Genomic DNA, 16,176 nt, shown 5'->3' with positions numbered 1-16,176 from the left:
ATGGCCACCCAGATTCGCTTGGCGCCCGAAATTCCGCACCCCAATGATGTGTCCCGCGCCGAAATCTGGGCCGAGGATCGCTGGCAGGAACCGTTTCGCCGCATGCGTGCGGAGGCGCCGATCAATTATTGTCCCGAATCCAAATTCGGCCCCTATTGGTCCATCACGACCTACAAACCGATCCAGCATATCGAGGCGCTGCCCAAGATTTTCTCTTCCTCATGGGAATATGGCGGCATCGTCGTGGCGGGGCAGCGCGTCCAGGACCTGCCCGAAGGCGCGATCCCCATGCCGATGTTCATCGCCATGGACCCGCCGCAGCACACGGCGCAGCGCCGCACCGTCGCGCCCGCTTTTGGCCCCAGCGAAACCGAACGGCTGCGCGCCGACACCATCGCGCGCACCAGCAAGGTGATCGACAGCCTGCCGGTTGGCCAGCCGTTCGATTGGGTTGAGAAATTGTCGATCGAGCTGACCACGCAGATGCTGGCCATATTGTTCGATTTTCCGTGGGAAGAGCGGCACAAGCTGACCTATTGGTCGGACGAGCTGGGCGACATCGAAAATGGTGACACGCTCGAGCAGCGCCAGGCGCGGCTCGCCACCGCCTTTGAAATGGGCGCGGCGTTCAAACAATTGTGGGACCGCAAGGCCGCCAACCCCGGCCAGCACGACCTTATCTCGATCATGCTCCAGTCCGACGCGATGAAGGAAATGAGCGAGCAGGAATTTATGGGGAACCTCATCCTCCTGATCGTTGGCGGCAATGATACGACGCGCAACAGCATGTCGGCCTATGCCTATGGCCTGTCGCAATTCCCCGAAGAGCGCGCCAAGCTCGAGGCCAACCACGACCCCGAGTTGGCCGTCAATGCGATGCACGAAATTATCCGCTGGCAAACCCCGCTGGCGCACATGCGCCGGACCGCGACCGAGGATGCCGAGGTCGAGAGCCAGCTGATCCGCAAGGGCGACAATGTGGTGCTGTGGTATGCCTCGGCCAACCGCGACGAAAGCGTGTTTCCCGATGGCGATCGCATCATCGTCGACCGCGCCAACGCCCGCCGCCATTTGGCCTTTGGCTATGGTATCCACCGCTGCGTCGGCGCGCGCGTCGCCGAGCTGCAGCTGACCGCGCTGATTTCCGAAATGCAAAAGCGTCGTTTGCGCGTGAATGTGCTTGAAGAACCGACGCGCGTCCCCGCCAGCTTCGTCCACGGCTATAAAAAGATGATGGTCGAGCTGGAGCGATATTGAGCGGGTGAAACCAAAGTCCGCCCTGCTCCGTATATAGCAGCATGAACCGACGCACATTCTTCTCCGCCGCGATGCTCGCCGGATCGACCGCGCTCATCGCCCCGAAACTGCTCGCTGCCCCGCGCCCCAAGGGGCAGAAGGGCTGGCAACTGACCGATGCCGAATGGAAAAAACGGCTGACGCCGCAGCAATATTATGTGCTGCGCCAGGCGGGGACCGAACGCCCCTTCAGCCACCCGCTCGACCGGGAAAAGCGCAAGGGCACATTCGCCTGTGCGGGCTGCAGACTGCCGCTGTTCGACAGCGGCACCAAATTTGACAGTGGCACTGGTTGGCCCAGCTTTTATGCGCCGCTGGCGGGTGCCGTCGGCACCATGACCGATTATGACATCGGCTATCCGCGCACCGAGGTGCATTGCAAACGCTGCGGCGGGCATTTGGGGCATGTCTTTGACGACGGCCCCAAACCGACCGGCAAACGTTACTGCATGAATGGTGCGGCGCTGGTCTTTATTCGGGCTTAGCCGGCAGCACACGATAAATGCGCAGCCGCGTTTTGGTAAAGGCGGGTTCAGGCGCAAGCCAGCCGGGAACCTTGTTGTCGATCAGCGCGCTGGCAAGTCCCTTAGGCGCATTGCGTGCAAAATTCTGCAGCTCGGGGATAAGCGGACAAACAGCGACATATGTCGCGCCGCTTTTCCTGATCATGGCTTCGGCCGCCGCCGGTTCGGCCATGAAACCCGCGATGACATGGTGGATGGCGCGGTGATTGCGGTGGTGGCCGGTGGCGACGACGCTGTGATGCGTGGCTTCCAGCAACCCCGAAGACATGTCCAGCGACGCAAAAATCGTGCCTTCTGGTAGTTTGTTCAGCCGCGTCAGCTGATCGCGCTTAATGCAGCGGGCAAGTTCGTCCGTTGATTTGTCCGCTGTGACCATCGACATCACCCACACGATGGCTGCTGATAAAGCGATCGGCGTGGCTAGCACGCACGCTGCTGTAGCTGGGATGCGTACCAGCGCCGACGCATGCGATCGTCCCCACCGGAAAATTGCAATGACGGCGGGTACATAGCCGGCAAGGACATAGGCATGGGTGGTCGAGGTAGCACGCAACACCAGCACCGAAAGCACGGAGCTGGCCAGCGACACCAGCAGCAAACGGTGCCAATCGTCACGATAGGCCGCCTGTCCGCCCCGCCAAACCTGCCACGCAATGCCGATCAAGCCAAACAGCGAGAGCAAACCAAAGCTGAGCGCCGACGACAATGTCTGCGTCCAGATGGGATGGCCTTCGCTGATCCCTTCATACCAGAATTCGCGCACCAGCGGGCTGAGATTGCCAAATGGTCCGGCCAAACAGGCCGGTGCCGATGCCGCGAAAAGCAGCGCCCCAACCCCGCCCGCCAGCGCCAGCGCGCCAATGCGATGATGGATCGAAGCGCGCACGGGCAGGATGCGCATCAGGCCCAGGAGCAGCGCGCCGGTAACGGCCGCGCCCAGCAAATAAGGCCGCGAGAAAGCGTCGCAATAGATGCCGGTTGCTGCGTTCCAGCCGCGCATCGCCGCCACCCACAAGGAGGGAATGAAGACCAGTCCCAGCGCAAAGCCCCTAAGCCGCGGTGCCTGCGCCGGGTCGCGCAGCCAGTCATAGGCAAACAAACCGCCAAACATGACCAGATAGGGCAGGCCTTCGAGCGAAATTTCGACATGCAGGCTGACCACCAGCGCCGCCACCAGCCCGCGTGCGACCGTGCCCGGACCCAACGCCAGCCACAGCAACATCAGCGATAGCAACAGCTGCCAGTTGTGATGGTCGATGCGCATCGGCACGAAATAATGGAGGAAGGAAAAGGTCGTCGCCGCGAGCAGCATGCCGACCCGGACAAAGGCTGTATCGCCAAGATGCCCAAGCACCCGGCGGAACACGATCAGCAACAACCCGATCAGCAACAACGGATAAGTAACCAGCGCCCAGCGCTCGGCCTCGGCGGCGGGCATAAATGTCTGAAATGCAATGATTGTGGCGGCAATCTGCGCATCGATAAAGCGCGACCAGTGCAAATCTCCGCCACCTTCGGCGGGGTTAATCCGATATTGCGAATGGTCATACCACGCCTGGCCAGCCAGCAGGTCGCGCACCTGAACCAGGCGCAGCGAGTCATCGGGATCGGTCAGCGTGAAGTCGGCGATACTTTCGCGATAGGCATACAGCATCATCAATGCGACCAGCAGCCAGAGAATAGCGAGCAGCGGCCAGTCGGCACGGTTACGGCGCGCAGGGTTCGAACGCGATGACATCATGGCAAATGGGCTTTCGGCATCACCGCACGGCAAAGACGAAAAGGCGGCGAAGAAGATAAGTGGTGGTAAAGCTGATGATGATCGCGATTCCTTTGGCTGCGCGGGGGTCCATGCCCACCACTGCGCCATAGCTGACAATCGCAACCGTTAATGTCAGGCCGACCCCGGCGGACAACAGAAACAGGAATTTTTGGCGCCAACGCTCCGCTCCGCCACGGGCCGTTGTCGTGACAAAAACAACCCGCGATGACATCAGCCAATGAACCGCTATACCCAGGCAAAAGCCGATCGCCGACGCCGCAGGGGCCAGCAAACCGGCACTCAGCAGCAGCAAAAACAAGCCGACGTCGGCGGCCAGCGCGACCACGCTGGCGCCAACATATCGGAAAAAGTTCAGCGTCCAAAGTTGATGAAGCAGCGAGGAGAGCATTGCCGCATCCCGCTCAAGCGGCCTTGGCAATCCGGCTCGGCACTTCGCGTACCGATGCCAGCGCGGCCTGTTCGCCCTCGGTCCCGCTTTCATGATATTCGGCGTCCTCGTTGACGCCCCAGATGTCATAGACGCGCGCACCTGCCTCGATATTGCGCGCGGTCAGCATCGCGGTCATCATCGCATGATCCTGGTTGTTATAGCGGTGCATGCCGTTGCGGCCGACCAGGTGCAGCGTCGGATATTTTTCTTCCAGTTCGGCGCGCATCGTTTCGACATTGGCGGCATAATCATCGTCATAGACCGGATAGGCCTTTTCCTGCCGGACCACCGCACCGCCGACGACATGGTCGGGATTGCACAGCCCGAGGATGGCCATTTCGCGCTTGGCAAGGTCAATCAGGGCTTCGTCACTCGACGCCCACAGCCCGTCACCCTCGAAACAGAAATATTCGAGGCCGACGCAGGCAATCTCGGGATCGGGCACCATTTCGGGCGACCAGCTGCGGAAATTCTGAACGCGGCCGACCTTCACCTTGCTGTCGTGGATATAGATCCAGTTGTCGGGGAACAGGTCGGGCGATTTGATCATCAGCGCGACGGTCAGAAAATCGCGGTACTTCAGCTGCGGCGCAGCCGTAAAGGCGCAATCGGGCAGCGGATGGATCCGCGCCGCCAGTTCGCGCATCGGCGCCGAACTGATGACATGTTCGGCATCGATAACGACATCGCCATCGGCCCCGCTGGCCGTCAGCCGCCAGCGCCCCGTGGTCTGGTCCTGCGCCAACTGCTTGAAGCTATGGCCCATCAAAACCTGGTTGCCGCCCGCGACGACCTTGTCGCGCGCCGCGTCCCACATCATCCCCGGTCCCTGCCGCGGATAGCGGAAGGTTTCGAGCAGGGTTTTGGTCTCCATCCCGTCGTTGGGTTTTTTGTTGAGGCCGAGGCTGCGCTTCAGGCCGTCCAGTACCGCCGCACCCAGGCTCAGCCCCTTGATGCGCTGCGCCGCCCAGTCGGCCGACATGGTGTCGCACGGCATGCCCCACACCTTTTCGGTATAGGTTTTGAAAAAGATGGAATAAAGTTTCCAGCCAAACTGGTTGACGGTCCAGTCTTCAAAGCTGCGGACATTCTTGTTCGGAAACGCCTTGGCCTTGACATAGCTCGCCATGCACAGCGTCGAACGGACAATGCCAAGGTTGAACAGCGCTTCAAACGCGCGCAGCGGATAGCTGTAAAATTTGCCTTCATAATAGATACGGCTCATCCGCGGCCGCTGAATAAAATCATCGGGCAGGATCTCGTTCCACAGGTCGACGACCTCCTGGCTTTTCGAGAAAAAGCGGTGGCCGCCGATATCAAAGCGAAAGCCTTCGTGCTCGACGGTGCGGCTGATGCCGCCGACATAAACGGCATCCTTTTCAATCACGGTTACGCTTTTGCCTGCTTTGGTCAGCAGATAAGCGGCGGTCAGCCCCGCCGGTCCCGCCCCGATGATCGCCACATCCGCGCTGGTAGCCGATTTGGTCACGTTGATAACCCCTTGGTTTGGTTGGTCCGTCATCTGTTTTGCGCGCGCGGCGCACCGCTGCAGCACCCTCTGTCAACCATCGTGGCTAATTAAAGGTTAACGCCGCAGCAGTTGTCGCAGCGGGGGACATCTGCGGCGGTCCGCGCGCACTCGTGTCGGCGGTCGGCGGGGGATCAACCGCTGTCTCTGCCGCCTCCGCCAGTGGCGGGGCGCGGCTCTGTAATGTCAGTGTGCCGAGCCGCGCACGTGGCTGGCTGGGGCCGGGCGTCGCCGCGACCGAAAATCCGGGATCAACCTGCACCGCCTGCGCCGAGGCAGGGGCGATGCGCACGGTGTAGCGGCCATAGGCGACGCCTTCGAACAGGAAATAGCCGTCAAATTCGCTGAGCGTGGTCGCGCGGACATTGCCCTCGGCATCGACGAGCTCCAACGCCACGCCCTCCAGCGCGGTGCCGCTCGACCGCACCAGCTTGCCATCGACATCGCCCGCCGCCACCAGCGGCAGCGCCACCAGCGCTGCCACGCCGGGTCGCGGGGTCACGACTTTGCCGGGCAGGGCGGGCTGGACATAAGGATCGGGCAGGCTGGCGGCATCGATGCCGATCAATACGGCACGGAAGGGTTCGAGGCCGTCGATCATCGCACGCCCGCCCTTGTCGGTGGCGGCGTCGACAAAGCTGCTACCGGCGGTTAACTCGACCCCCGGCATGACGGGTTCGTCGTCCTGGCGGACGCCGTCGGCGTTGCGGTCCTGCCACACCAGTGCCTCGACCTGACCGCCGGTGGCGAGACGCTTGCTTGACGCGCGCACGCCGCCGCCGGGCTTTGGCCCCAGGCTGAAGGCAACCGCCAGCGAAGCCGCCAGCGACCCGTCGCTGGCCACTTCACCGCCGGCGGTTACCTCAAAGGCCTTGAAGCGCCGGGTATAGCCCAGCCCGGCGCGCGCCCGATCGAGCCCGCCATCATAGCCCAGCTCGGCGCGCCATTCGGCGTTCTTGCCCGCCGCCCATTCGCCAATCATGCCAAAGCGCGTGTCGGACTGCTGCCCTGACAACGCGAATTGCGCCTCGCCGCGCAAGCGGAGGCGCCCGATACTGGCATTGGCGAGCAGACGCGCGGTAACCTGATCGGGCGGATCGGGTCCGAAGGGCGAATTGCTGCGCGACCAGTCGATCTGGCCAGTAAGGTTGATGCGGCGAAAGCCGACCGACGCGCGCGCGGTGGCCTCGACGCTGTTGACGCCGGAGGCGCGGGTGACGTGACGCAGGTCGAAGTGCAGCGGCAAAATGGTTTGCCCCAGCCGCACCGACTGATCGAGGCCAATCGAATAACTGCCGCTAATGCCCTTGATCAGGCGGTCGGACACAAAGCCGCCAAAGCCGCGCTGCGCCTCGGCACGAACATAGGTATCGCCAAACGCCGCCAGCCAGTTGGCGCGCAGCGCGCTGCCCCCGCGCGAAGACAAGGCTCCCGCCAGCTCGAGCAAGGTCGGCCCCAGCGCCCGGCGCACCGCGACTTCGCCATAATGGCGCCGGACATTTTCAATCAGCAGGCTGTGGCCATAGGCGGCGAGCGAGGTGCGCGTATCGATGCCGCGCTCGATCCCGAATGTCCCGCGCCAGCCGCGGCGGAACGGGCCGCGCTCGTTGGCAAGGTTGATAAGGTCAGTGTCCTCCTCGGCAATCCCCGCCCAGTACCACGTCTGGCGTGGCGGGATGGAATCCATCCCGACCTGCAGTTGTTTGATTTCGCGCCGGACCTGCCCCTGCGGCCCATAAAGGACAATTTCGAACCGGTTGCTGCCATAGAGCAGCTGGACGTCGAGAAATTCATAGCGCCCCGCCGCGTTGGGCGTGGCAAAGGCCAGCAATTGGCCGTTGCGATAGAGCTCGGCGTCCCAGCCAGCGGGCAGGTCGCCGCGGAAATCGGTGCGGTCAAAGCTTTCGGGGCGCTCGATCGGCCGGTTGGTGACGACCGCGCCGCGCCCGACGCTACTTTGCGACACCAGCCCCGTGGCGAGCAGCGCCACATCGCCCAGCGCATAATGGGTCGCGTGCATCGGGCCGAGCAGCTGCCCGGTCGGATCGGACCGATAGGCGCGTAACCGCAGGCTTTCGGGCAGACCGTTTTCATCCGACGATAGTCGCGCATCAAAGCTGTGGCGCAGCAGCTCGCCCGACCCGAAAATCTCGTAGCGCGCCGCCAGATTATTGCCGCCGCGCTGATCGTTCACCCACGCCAGGCTTGCGGCAACATCGACCGATGGCAATTGCCACATTTTATACGGGCGCGTTGCCGCCGGCAGCTTGGCAAGGTCAAAGCTTTGCGCCGGACGGATCCCCGCAGCCCGCGCGCGACGCTCGGCGGCGAGCTGAAAGGGCAGTTTTTCCTTGGTGTCGATGCGCAGCACCGCGTTGGATTGATCGACCAGCAGCGGCACTTCCAGCCATGCGGACAGGCTGTTCAGCTGCACGCACCAGCCTTCAGGGGTGTCGCGGATCGTTGTCGCGCCCAGCGTCATGCTACGGCTGCCGATGCGGACGGTCCCGGCATCGCGGTCGATGGTCAGCGTGCGGCGTTCGTCGAACAGCCAGCCCGTTGCGCGGCGCAACTTTTTGTCGATGCGCACGGCAAGATCGAGCCCGATGACCATGTCGGCCAGATCGACGCACATCCCTTCGGGCGTCTGATAGCCGCGCACGCCTTCGCCTAGCCGGTATTGGCCCGAGCGCAGGTCGAACAGCCACTGGTCGTCCTGATTGGCCTGCCAGTCGTCATGCCCTGGCGGTGCCGGCTTTGGCGCCGCCTCAACCGCCGCCGCGCCGACCGGCCGCATGCCGATCAGCGCGATCGCCGCAAAGCCGGTAAAACGGCTCCAGTTGAAGAGATTAGGTTCAGCCATGGGCGCGCGGCCTAGCCGGTATCGGGCCCGTCCCTATTCCACCGTCAGATTGGCTTCGGCGATGGTGCCGCCGCCCAGTTCGCGGTCTTCGGTGTAGCGGATGCGCACCGGACCTTTCAGCGCCGCGGCGACTTCGGGGGGCACGGGAATGGCGACGCGGCGGTCGGTGACTTCGGGATAGACGGCGATGCCACGCGCCAGGAACAGCGGATCCTTCACCCCCGGACGCGTCACTTCAATATCGCCATAGACCGAGCGGTTGCCGCTGCGCGCCAGATCAAAGGTGAAGTGCGGCTGGCCATCTTCATCGCCGATCCACGCCTTGCCGATCTGGGCGGTGGCCGACAGCTCGCCGACGCGGACGATGATCGGAATGGTGATGCCGTAAATCGGGGTCAGCGCGATATTGACCCCGCCCGCTGCGCCGCTGGAGGGTGCCGTCGCGGCAACGGTGTCGGGAATGGCGCGGAACAACATGTGCGCGCGATATTCGCCCGGTGCGATCCCTTCGGGCAGCCGCACGCCCACGCGGATCACCTGCGGCTGGTTCGGCGGCAAGGTGACGCGGCGCGGCGAAAAGCTGATCATATCGAGCGCCGCGCGCTCGGCGGCATTGGCGTCTGTTTCCTCTATTTCCAGCAGCCCGCCCTCGCCCGTCATGCGCTTCACCTCCAGGCTGATGCGATAGGTGGCGGGCGCGCTGCCGATATTGTTGAGCACCACTTCGGTGCCGCGCGACCCGTCGAGCACCACGCGCGTCGGGGCAACCAGCAGATCGCCCGCGGCATGGCTGGGCGCACTGGGCAGCAGCAACGCCAGTGCGGCAATCATCGGGGCAAACAGGCGGCGGTCCATTATCATTCTCCGGCAAGGACGCCGGGGGCCATTGTCCGCCCCCGCGCATAGCCGGACGGATTGCCGCCTTATGGTTGATATTTTGCTAAGCATATTTCCGGGTAAGTCGGTTAACCCAAAAACAAGGGGAGCCACCGGCGCCCGCCGATGACTCCCCGTTGCTGTTCGGTTTTGTACGAACCGGCCGAAAGACCGGTCAGCACAAGGACTTACTGATAGTCGGCGGTGACGTTGAAGGTGCCGACATAGTCGCCCGACGTCTGGTTCGCGCCCACGCTCAGCGTGCCGCCAACCTGGAAGCTGCCACCGACGGTGCCCGGCCCCGCGGTCAGCGTGACCGAGTTCGCCGAGTAAACCAGGGTTGCACTCATCGTGCCGCCCAGCGAGCCGTTCAGCGTTACCGCAGCGTCACCGCCAACCAGCACCACGGCGCCGTTGGTGCCCTGGATGTCGAAGTTGGCAGCAGTCGTCGTGCCGGTGCAGACCAGCGTCGGACCGCAGGTCGCCACGCCAGCAGTCGAAACCGCAACCGTCGAAGCCGTCGCGCCGCTGATGATCGTCGCGAACTGCAGGTCGCTGGTGTTGGTCAGCGTCAGCTGACGCAGAATGCGAGCGCGGGCATCACCCGTCGCGGTCGCAGCCTGCGCGGTGCCGACGGTCAGAGCCGCCGCTGCCACCGCTGCGCCGATCATGGCGCGCTTGAAATTCATTTTGCCCATCGGATTTGGTCCCTTGCGAAAAAGTTGGCGAATGGAAATCCCACCCCATTCGAAGGCCCCTTTACCCCCGAAGTGGTTCCATTTTTGCAAGCGAGTGTAGTTAACATTGGCTTACCAGCGGCACCGCGCTTCCGCACAAAGATGTTCTATTTCATATGGTAAGCCAAAGGGACCGATGGCGGCGCGACCGTTGTGTCGCTTGCCAGATCCTGCACCGGACCCGATTTTGCACCGATTCGGACCGGCGCCCGCCCGCGCCCGATCAGATTGATTCGCCGCTCAGCCGCTGGCAGATCATGTCGAGCTGGTCGAGCGTGGCAAAGCGCAGCGTCAGCGCACCGGCCCCCGCGCCCTTATATTGGATCGCCACCGCCACGCCGAGCAGCTCGGCCAGGTGGCGCTCGACCGCGGCGATGTCGGCGTCGTGCGCGCGCGGCAGCACTTTGGCTCCGCCCTTCATGCTCTTGGTCTCGATCCGCCGCGCCAGTGCCTCGACCGCACGCACCGACAGACCCTCGCGCACCGCCTGCTGCGCCAGCCCAACCGCATCATGATGGCCGATCAGCGCGCGCGCATGCCCCATCGACAAGGCGCCTTCAACCACCAGCTGCTGCACCTCGTCGGGCAGATCGAGCAAGCGCAGCAGATTGGCGACATGGCTGCGCGATTTGCCGACCAGTTTGGCCAACGCCTCCTGCCCATGGCCGAAATCGGCGATCAGGCGGCGATAGGCCAGCGCCTCTTCAATGGCATTCAGGTCCTGCCGCTGGATATTTTCGACCAGCGCGATTTCATAGGTTGCGCCATCGTCGAGCCGCCGCACCAGCGCCGGAATATCGTGCAGGCCGACCCGTTGTGCCGCGCGCCAGCGCCGTTCACCTGCGACGAGCTGATAGCCATTGCCGTCAGGCGCGGGGCGGACGATCACCGGCTGGAGCAACCCTCGCAGCCGGATCGAATCGGCGAGCTCGGCAATCGCGGCTTCGGCAAAATGGCGGCGCGGCTGACCGGGCAGCGGGTGGATGGCGGCAACCGCGATACGCGCGACACCGCGCTCTTCGCTGGCAACCGCGCCAGCAGGGGCCATCCCCGCCGGGTCGACGCGCACTTCGCCCAGCGCATCGCCGAGCAGCGCGTTCAGCCCGCGCCCCAGGCCGGTCGGGCGCTTGCGCGGTGCCTCTACGTCGGATTTTTCATTATACTTTTCAGACATTTAAGCCGCCTTTCGCAGGTCCGGCAAACGCCCGATGACCTCGCGGGCGAGCGCGATATAGGCCTCGGATCCCGGGCAGCGATGGTCATAGATGAGCGCGGGCAGCCCGTGGCTCGGCGCCTCCGACAGCCGCACATTGCGCGGGATCACCGTCGAAAAGACGATCGGACCCAGACAGGCGCGGACATCGTCGGCCACCTGATCGGTCAGCCGGTTGCGCCGGTCGAACATGGTCAACGCGACGCCCAGAATCGACAAGCCGGGATTAAAGCGTCCGCGAATCCGCTCCACGGTGGTGAGCAACTGTCCCAGTCCTTCGAGCGCGAAAAATTCGCACTGCATCGGCACCACCAGCATTTCGGCGGCAATCATCGCGTTAAGCGTCAGCATCCCCAGCGAGGGCGGGCAATCAATCAGGCAAATGTCCCACTGCGCCGCCTCTGCTGCCGCCAGCGCCGCGCGCAGCCGGTGCAACCTGTCCTGAAACTCGACCAGCTCGATTTCGGCACCCGACAGGTCGACCGTCGCCGGAACGATGGCGAGCCGCGGAATCGCCGTCGGCACAATCGCTTCGCCCAGCGTCACATCGCCGCGCAGCAATTCATAGGACGAGGCATGGCGCTGCGCCTGCCGGATCCCCAACCCGGTCGAGGCATTGCCCTGCGGATCCAGGTCGATAATCAGCGTGCGCCAGCCTGATGCGGCGAGCGCGGTGGCAAGGTTGATTGCGGTGGTGGTCTTGCCCACCCCGCCCTTCTGATTGGCTATCGCAATGCGAATCATCTGTTTTTCCGCCGTTCCTGCACGGTGCCGGTGCCGATGATGATGCCGCTGGCGGCGTCGGTCAGGCTGTGTTCCACGTGAAACAGCTTGTGCCACGCCGGAGTCAGCAGCGCCAGTTCCTTTGCGGCATTTTGTCCCTTCGGCAGCAACCAGCGCGTCGTGGCTGTGGAAAAGCGGGCTGATAAGTCGATCAGGCGCGGCAGCGGCGCAAAGGCGCGCGCGCTGATCGTCGCGGCAGCGGTAGTCGCAACCCGCTCCAGCCGCTGTGGCTGCACCGTCACGCGTTTCCCCAGATCGAGCGAATCAATCACCTCTCCCAAAAAGCGACAACGCAGAGCGCGGGACTCGACCAGCCACACCGGGCGCTCAGTCAAGATCGCCGCGACCAGCCCGGGCAGCCCGGGTCCGCTCCCCAGATCGAGCCACAGCCCGTCCCCGTCGCGCCGGTCGTGCACCAGCAATTGCGCGCTATCGGCGATGTGCCGTACCCACAGCGCGGGGATGGTCGAGGCGGCGAGCAGATTTTGCCCGGCGTTGGCCGCGACCAGCATGGCCGCGTAGCGCTCGAGCTGTTGCCATTGCGCCGGGCTGGGCTGCAGCGCCGCTTCGATCCAGCTACGCGCGTCGGCCTCGCTGGCGATCACGCCGCCGACCGCCGACTGTGCACCAGAATGGCTGTCAACGCCGCGGGGGTAACGCCAGCGATGCGGCCTGCCTGCCCCAATGTTTCGGGGCGCGCCCGGCTCAGCCGCTCGACCATTTCGTTCGAAAGTCCACCGATGGCGCGATAATCGAGCGCCGGATCGAGCAAAATGGCCTCGTTCGCCGCCAACGCGCGCAGCTCGGCGTCGTGCCGCGCGACATAGGGGGCATAGCGCCCATCCTCGGCCACTTCGGCAACGATATCCGCCGGAATCTCTGCCAATTCAGGGATGATCGCGACCAGATCGGCCACCTTCGCCCCGCTCCCCACCAAGTCTCCGCGCGCCCGCGCCAGCCCATCGGCGGGCCAGGGCGCGCCGATCGCCGCATGGTCATCGCGCGTCGCCGGGGCAGCCAACAGGGCTTCTACGCTTGCCCGATGCTCTTGCCGCTTGGCAAAGCGTTCCGCAATCTCTGCACTGACCAGCCCGATCGCTATGCCGCGAGGCGTCAGCCGCGTCGCGGCGTTGTCGGCGCGCAAGCGCAAGCGATATTCGGCACGCGCGGTGAGCATGCGATAGGGCTCGGTCACCCCTTGCAACACCAGATCATCGACCATCACGCCGATATAGCTTTCGCTGCGGTCGAGGATAAAGGGGTCGCGCCCCAGTGCGGCCAGCGCGGCATTGGCGCCGGCCACCAGCCCCTGCGCGGCGGCCTCCTCATATCCGGTCGTGCCGTTGATCTGCCCGGCGCAATAAAGCCCCGCAATCGCGCGCAATTGCAGCGTGCGGTCGAGCGCGCGGGGATCGATATGGTCATATTCGACGGCATAGCCCGGCACGACCATGGCCACGCGCTCCAGCCCATCCATCGTCCGCAACATCGCCAGCTGGACATCGGCGGGCAGCGACGTGGAAATGCCATTGGGATAGACCAGAGTGCTGTCCAGCCCTTCGGGCTCCAGAAACACCTGATGCCCGTCGCGGTCGGCGAAGCGGTGAATCTTGTCCTCGATCGACGGACAATAGCGCGGACCGACCGCGCCAATTGCCCCGGAGAACAACGGCGAGCGATGGAGATTTTCGGCAATAATCGCGTGACTGCGCGCGTTGGTGCGGGTGATCGCACAGAAAATCTGCGGCACCGTCCGGCAATTGTTCCACGTGGAAAAAGTCCAGCCCTCCTCGTCCGACGGCTGCTCCTCCAGCGCCGCCCAGTCAATCGTCCGTCCGTCGAGCCGCGGCGGGGTGCCGGTCTTAAGCCGCGCCATCGGCAACTCAGCGCCGCGCAGCTGCGCTGCCAGCAAGTGCGCGCCATCCTCACCAATGCGCCCGCCGACCATCCGCTCTTCGCCGCGGAACATTGTCCCGCCCAGAAAAGTACCGGTGGCCAGGACCACCGCCGGAGCGTGCAAAACGGTGCCATCAGCCAGCTTCAGTCCGGCAATCTGGCTGTCACCTTCTTTCAGGCACAGCGCCGCCGCTTCACCCGCAACCACACGGATCCGCTGCTCCGCGGCCAATAGCTGTTGGATGGCCGAACGATAAAGATTGCGGTCGGCCTGGATGCGGGGTCCACGCACCGCCGCGCCCTTGGACGCATTGAGCATACGGTAATGGATTGCGGCTGCATCGGCCGCGCGCGCCATCCAGCCACCCAGCGCGTCGACCTCGCGCACCAGATGCCCCTTGCCCAGCCCGCCAATCGCCGGATTGCACGACATCGTGCCGATCAGCGCCGGATCGAAGCTGACCAGCGCCACGCACGCGCCGAGCCGCGCCGCAGCCGCCGCAGCCTCGGTCCCGGCATGCCCACCGCCGACGACGATGACATCAAATGCGTGCTTACTGTCCATGAGTGGCGCGGCGCATAGCGCAAAGGCGCGTGCGAATCCACCTCCCACGCAGGAGCGCTGTTTCACGTGGAACAGCGCTACTTGCCGATGCAGAATCGCCCGAACAGCGCATCGAGCATATCTTCCACCCCCGCGCGACCGGTGATGCGGTCGAGCGCGGCGCGTGCCAGTCGCAACCGTTCACCCAGCAAGACGGCATCCGTCGCCTCGGACGAATCGCTGTGCAGATTTAACCAGTCCGCTGCCTCGCGCAGCGCCGCGCGTTGGCGGGCATGGAGCGCCGCTTCGCCTTCCGCCGGGATCAGGCCGCGCGCCATCGCGACGATCGCGCCATGCAGTTCAGCCATCCCGGCCCCGCTTTGCGCCGAAATGGCAAGGTCGGCGGCGCGATCGACCGGGTGGCGGTCGCTCTGCGGCGACAGCGTGATGGCATGCGGATGATTGGGACAGTCTTGCGCTGCGCCGAGCCACAGCAAAATGTCTGCCGCCGCTACCGCCGCCGCCGCACGGTCGATTCCGATGGCTTCGATGCTGTCGCGCGTCGCATTGCGCAGCCCGGCGGTGTCGGCAAAGCGCATCGCTATGCCATCGAGCGCCAGCGGCACCTCGACAATATCGCGCGTGGTGCCCGCAAGTGGCGACACAATTGCCGCCTCTCTTTGCGCCAATGCATTGATTAACGTGGATTTTCCTGCGTTCGGCGGACCAGCAATCACCACCGCCAGCCCATCACGGATGCGTTCGGCGGCGGGGCGCGCGAGCCAGGTCGCCAGTTCGGCGTGGAGCGCGCGGCTTGCCTGCGCGACTTGCGCCAGCGCCGCCGCTTCGGCCGCGACATCGCCTTCATCGGCGAAATCGAGCGCCGCCTCGACCTGCGCGCTCAGCGCGAGCAGCTGTGCCTGCCACGCCGCAATTTGCGCCGACACATGGCCGCTCGCGGCATAAATCGCCTGCCGCCGTTGGCTTTCGGTTTCGGCGGCGACCAAATCGGCCAGCCCTTCGGCTTCGGCCAGATCAAGCCGGCCAAGGTCCATCGCACGGCGGGTAAACTCGCCTGGCGCGGCAGCGCGCAGGCCATCGATCTGCCCCAGCGCACCCAGCACCGCCGCCACCACCGCGCGTCCGCCGTGCAGGTGCAATTCCGCCATATCCTCGCCCGTCGCGCTGCCGGGTCCGGGCAGCCACAGCACCAGAGCCCGGTCCAGCAGCGCGGCGCTGTCCGGTTCCCTAAGGCTGCGCAGCACCGCGCGGCGCGGCGGCGGCAGCTTCCCCGCCAGCGTGGCCAGCGCCGCGCCCGCCGCCGGTCCGCTCACCCGGACCACCGCAACGCCCGCCGGCGGCGCGCCGCTCGACAGTGCAAAAATCGTCTCTTCTGAAATAGTTAACTCCGTCAGCGCTTGCGACTGCTTGACGGTTTGACGTCACTTTCGGCCTTCTTCGCCCCGCCCAGGATGCCGCCGCCAAACTGGCCGAGCAAGCTTTGCACCAGCCCCATCCCCGCCTCGCCCATCGGCACCCAGTTTTTGACCATGCTCTCGACCAGGTCAGGGGTGATTCCCTTCTCCATCAGCTTCTCGACGCGGCTCAGGTAAATGGCGTGCAGCGGGGTCAGGTCGGGCAGCCCGAACAGGCGGCGGGCTTCCTCGGGCGTGCAATCGACTTCGACGTTGATTTTCATCGGT

The 16,176-nt window shown here is 64.6% G+C and carries 14 protein-coding genes; 2 read left to right on the top strand and 12 right to left on the bottom strand.

The window, feature by feature from the left end; all coding sequences use genetic code 11:
* On the top strand, window positions 1-1,257 hold the full coding sequence (locus tag AC2TC0_RS02530; protein WP_484715912.1) for a cytochrome P450: 1,257 nt from the start codon (window positions 1-3) through the stop codon (window positions 1,255-1,257).
* Window positions 1,258-1,298: 41 nt separating this feature from the next.
* Entirely contained in the window at window positions 1,299-1,781 is a 483-nt protein-coding gene (gene msrB, locus AC2TC0_RS02525; RefSeq protein ID WP_484715911.1) for a peptide-methionine (R)-S-oxide reductase MsrB, read from the top strand.
* On the opposite strand, the gene AC2TC0_RS02520 is transcribed toward msrB, so the two are convergent.
* The 12 genes from AC2TC0_RS02520 to AC2TC0_RS02465 form a co-directional block, all read right to left on the bottom strand.
* Window positions 1,768-3,558: a hypothetical protein gene (locus AC2TC0_RS02520; protein ID WP_484715910.1), complete on the bottom strand. Its 1,791-nt coding sequence runs from the start codon at window positions 3,556-3,558 to the stop codon at window positions 1,768-1,770. The genes msrB and AC2TC0_RS02520 overlap by 14 nt on opposite strands.
* Window positions 3,559-3,580: 22 nt before the next feature.
* A complete protein-coding gene (locus AC2TC0_RS02515) occupies window positions 3,581-3,991 on the bottom strand; it encodes a GtrA family protein (protein WP_484716464.1) in 411 nt (136 codons plus the stop codon).
* 13 nt (window positions 3,992-4,004) lie between these two features.
* Window positions 4,005-5,555, bottom strand: coding sequence for an NAD(P)/FAD-dependent oxidoreductase (locus AC2TC0_RS02510; RefSeq protein ID WP_484715909.1), 1,551 nt, complete (start codon window positions 5,553-5,555; stop codon window positions 4,005-4,007).
* Between the two features lie 52 nt (window positions 5,556-5,607).
* Entirely contained in the window at window positions 5,608-8,424 is a 2,817-nt protein-coding gene (locus tag AC2TC0_RS02505) for an MSCRAMM family protein (RefSeq protein ID WP_484715908.1), read from the bottom strand.
* Between the two features lie 33 nt (window positions 8,425-8,457).
* The gene (locus AC2TC0_RS02500) at window positions 8,458-9,279 is read right to left on the bottom strand and encodes a fimbrial biogenesis chaperone (protein ID WP_484715907.1); all 822 of its coding nucleotides are present in this window, start codon (window positions 9,277-9,279) and stop codon (window positions 8,458-8,460) included.
* A 209-nt stretch (window positions 9,280-9,488) separates the two neighbouring features.
* The gene (locus AC2TC0_RS02495; protein WP_484715906.1) at window positions 9,489-9,998 is read right to left on the bottom strand and encodes a DUF4402 domain-containing protein; all 510 of its coding nucleotides are present in this window, start codon (window positions 9,996-9,998) and stop codon (window positions 9,489-9,491) included.
* Window positions 9,999-10,260: 262 nt separating this feature from the next.
* Window positions 10,261-11,211, bottom strand: coding sequence for a ParB/RepB/Spo0J family partition protein (locus AC2TC0_RS02490; RefSeq protein WP_484715905.1), 951 nt, complete (start codon window positions 11,209-11,211; stop codon window positions 10,261-10,263).
* Window positions 11,212-11,994 carry a ParA family protein gene (locus AC2TC0_RS02485; protein ID WP_484715904.1) on the bottom strand — a complete coding sequence of 261 codons (783 nt, stop codon included), beginning with the start codon at window positions 11,992-11,994 and terminating at the stop codon, window positions 11,212-11,214.
* A complete protein-coding gene (locus AC2TC0_RS02480; protein ID WP_484715903.1) occupies window positions 11,991-12,638 on the bottom strand; it encodes a 16S rRNA (guanine(527)-N(7))-methyltransferase RsmG in 648 nt (215 codons plus the stop codon). Before AC2TC0_RS02480 ends, AC2TC0_RS02485 begins: the two co-directional genes overlap by 4 nt.
* Window positions 12,635-14,494, bottom strand: a complete 1,860-nt coding sequence (gene mnmG / locus AC2TC0_RS02475) for a tRNA uridine-5-carboxymethylaminomethyl(34) synthesis enzyme MnmG (RefSeq protein ID WP_484715902.1) — start codon at window positions 14,492-14,494, stop codon at window positions 12,635-12,637. The genes AC2TC0_RS02480 and mnmG overlap by 4 nt, the downstream gene beginning before the upstream one ends.
* Before the next feature lie 77 nt (window positions 14,495-14,571).
* Entirely contained in the window at window positions 14,572-15,873 is a 1,302-nt protein-coding gene (gene mnmE / locus AC2TC0_RS02470) for a tRNA uridine-5-carboxymethylaminomethyl(34) synthesis GTPase MnmE (protein WP_484716463.1), read from the bottom strand.
* A gap of 11 nt (window positions 15,874-15,884) precedes the next feature.
* Entirely contained in the window at window positions 15,885-16,172 is a 288-nt protein-coding gene (locus AC2TC0_RS02465) for a DUF6489 family protein (RefSeq protein ID WP_484715901.1), read from the bottom strand.
* Between the last annotated feature and the right edge of the window lie 4 nt (window positions 16,173-16,176).

The sequence above is a fragment of the Sphingopyxis sp. sgz302558 genome (assembly GCF_057220455.1).
This window is presented reverse-complemented; position numbering and strand designations above follow the sequence as displayed.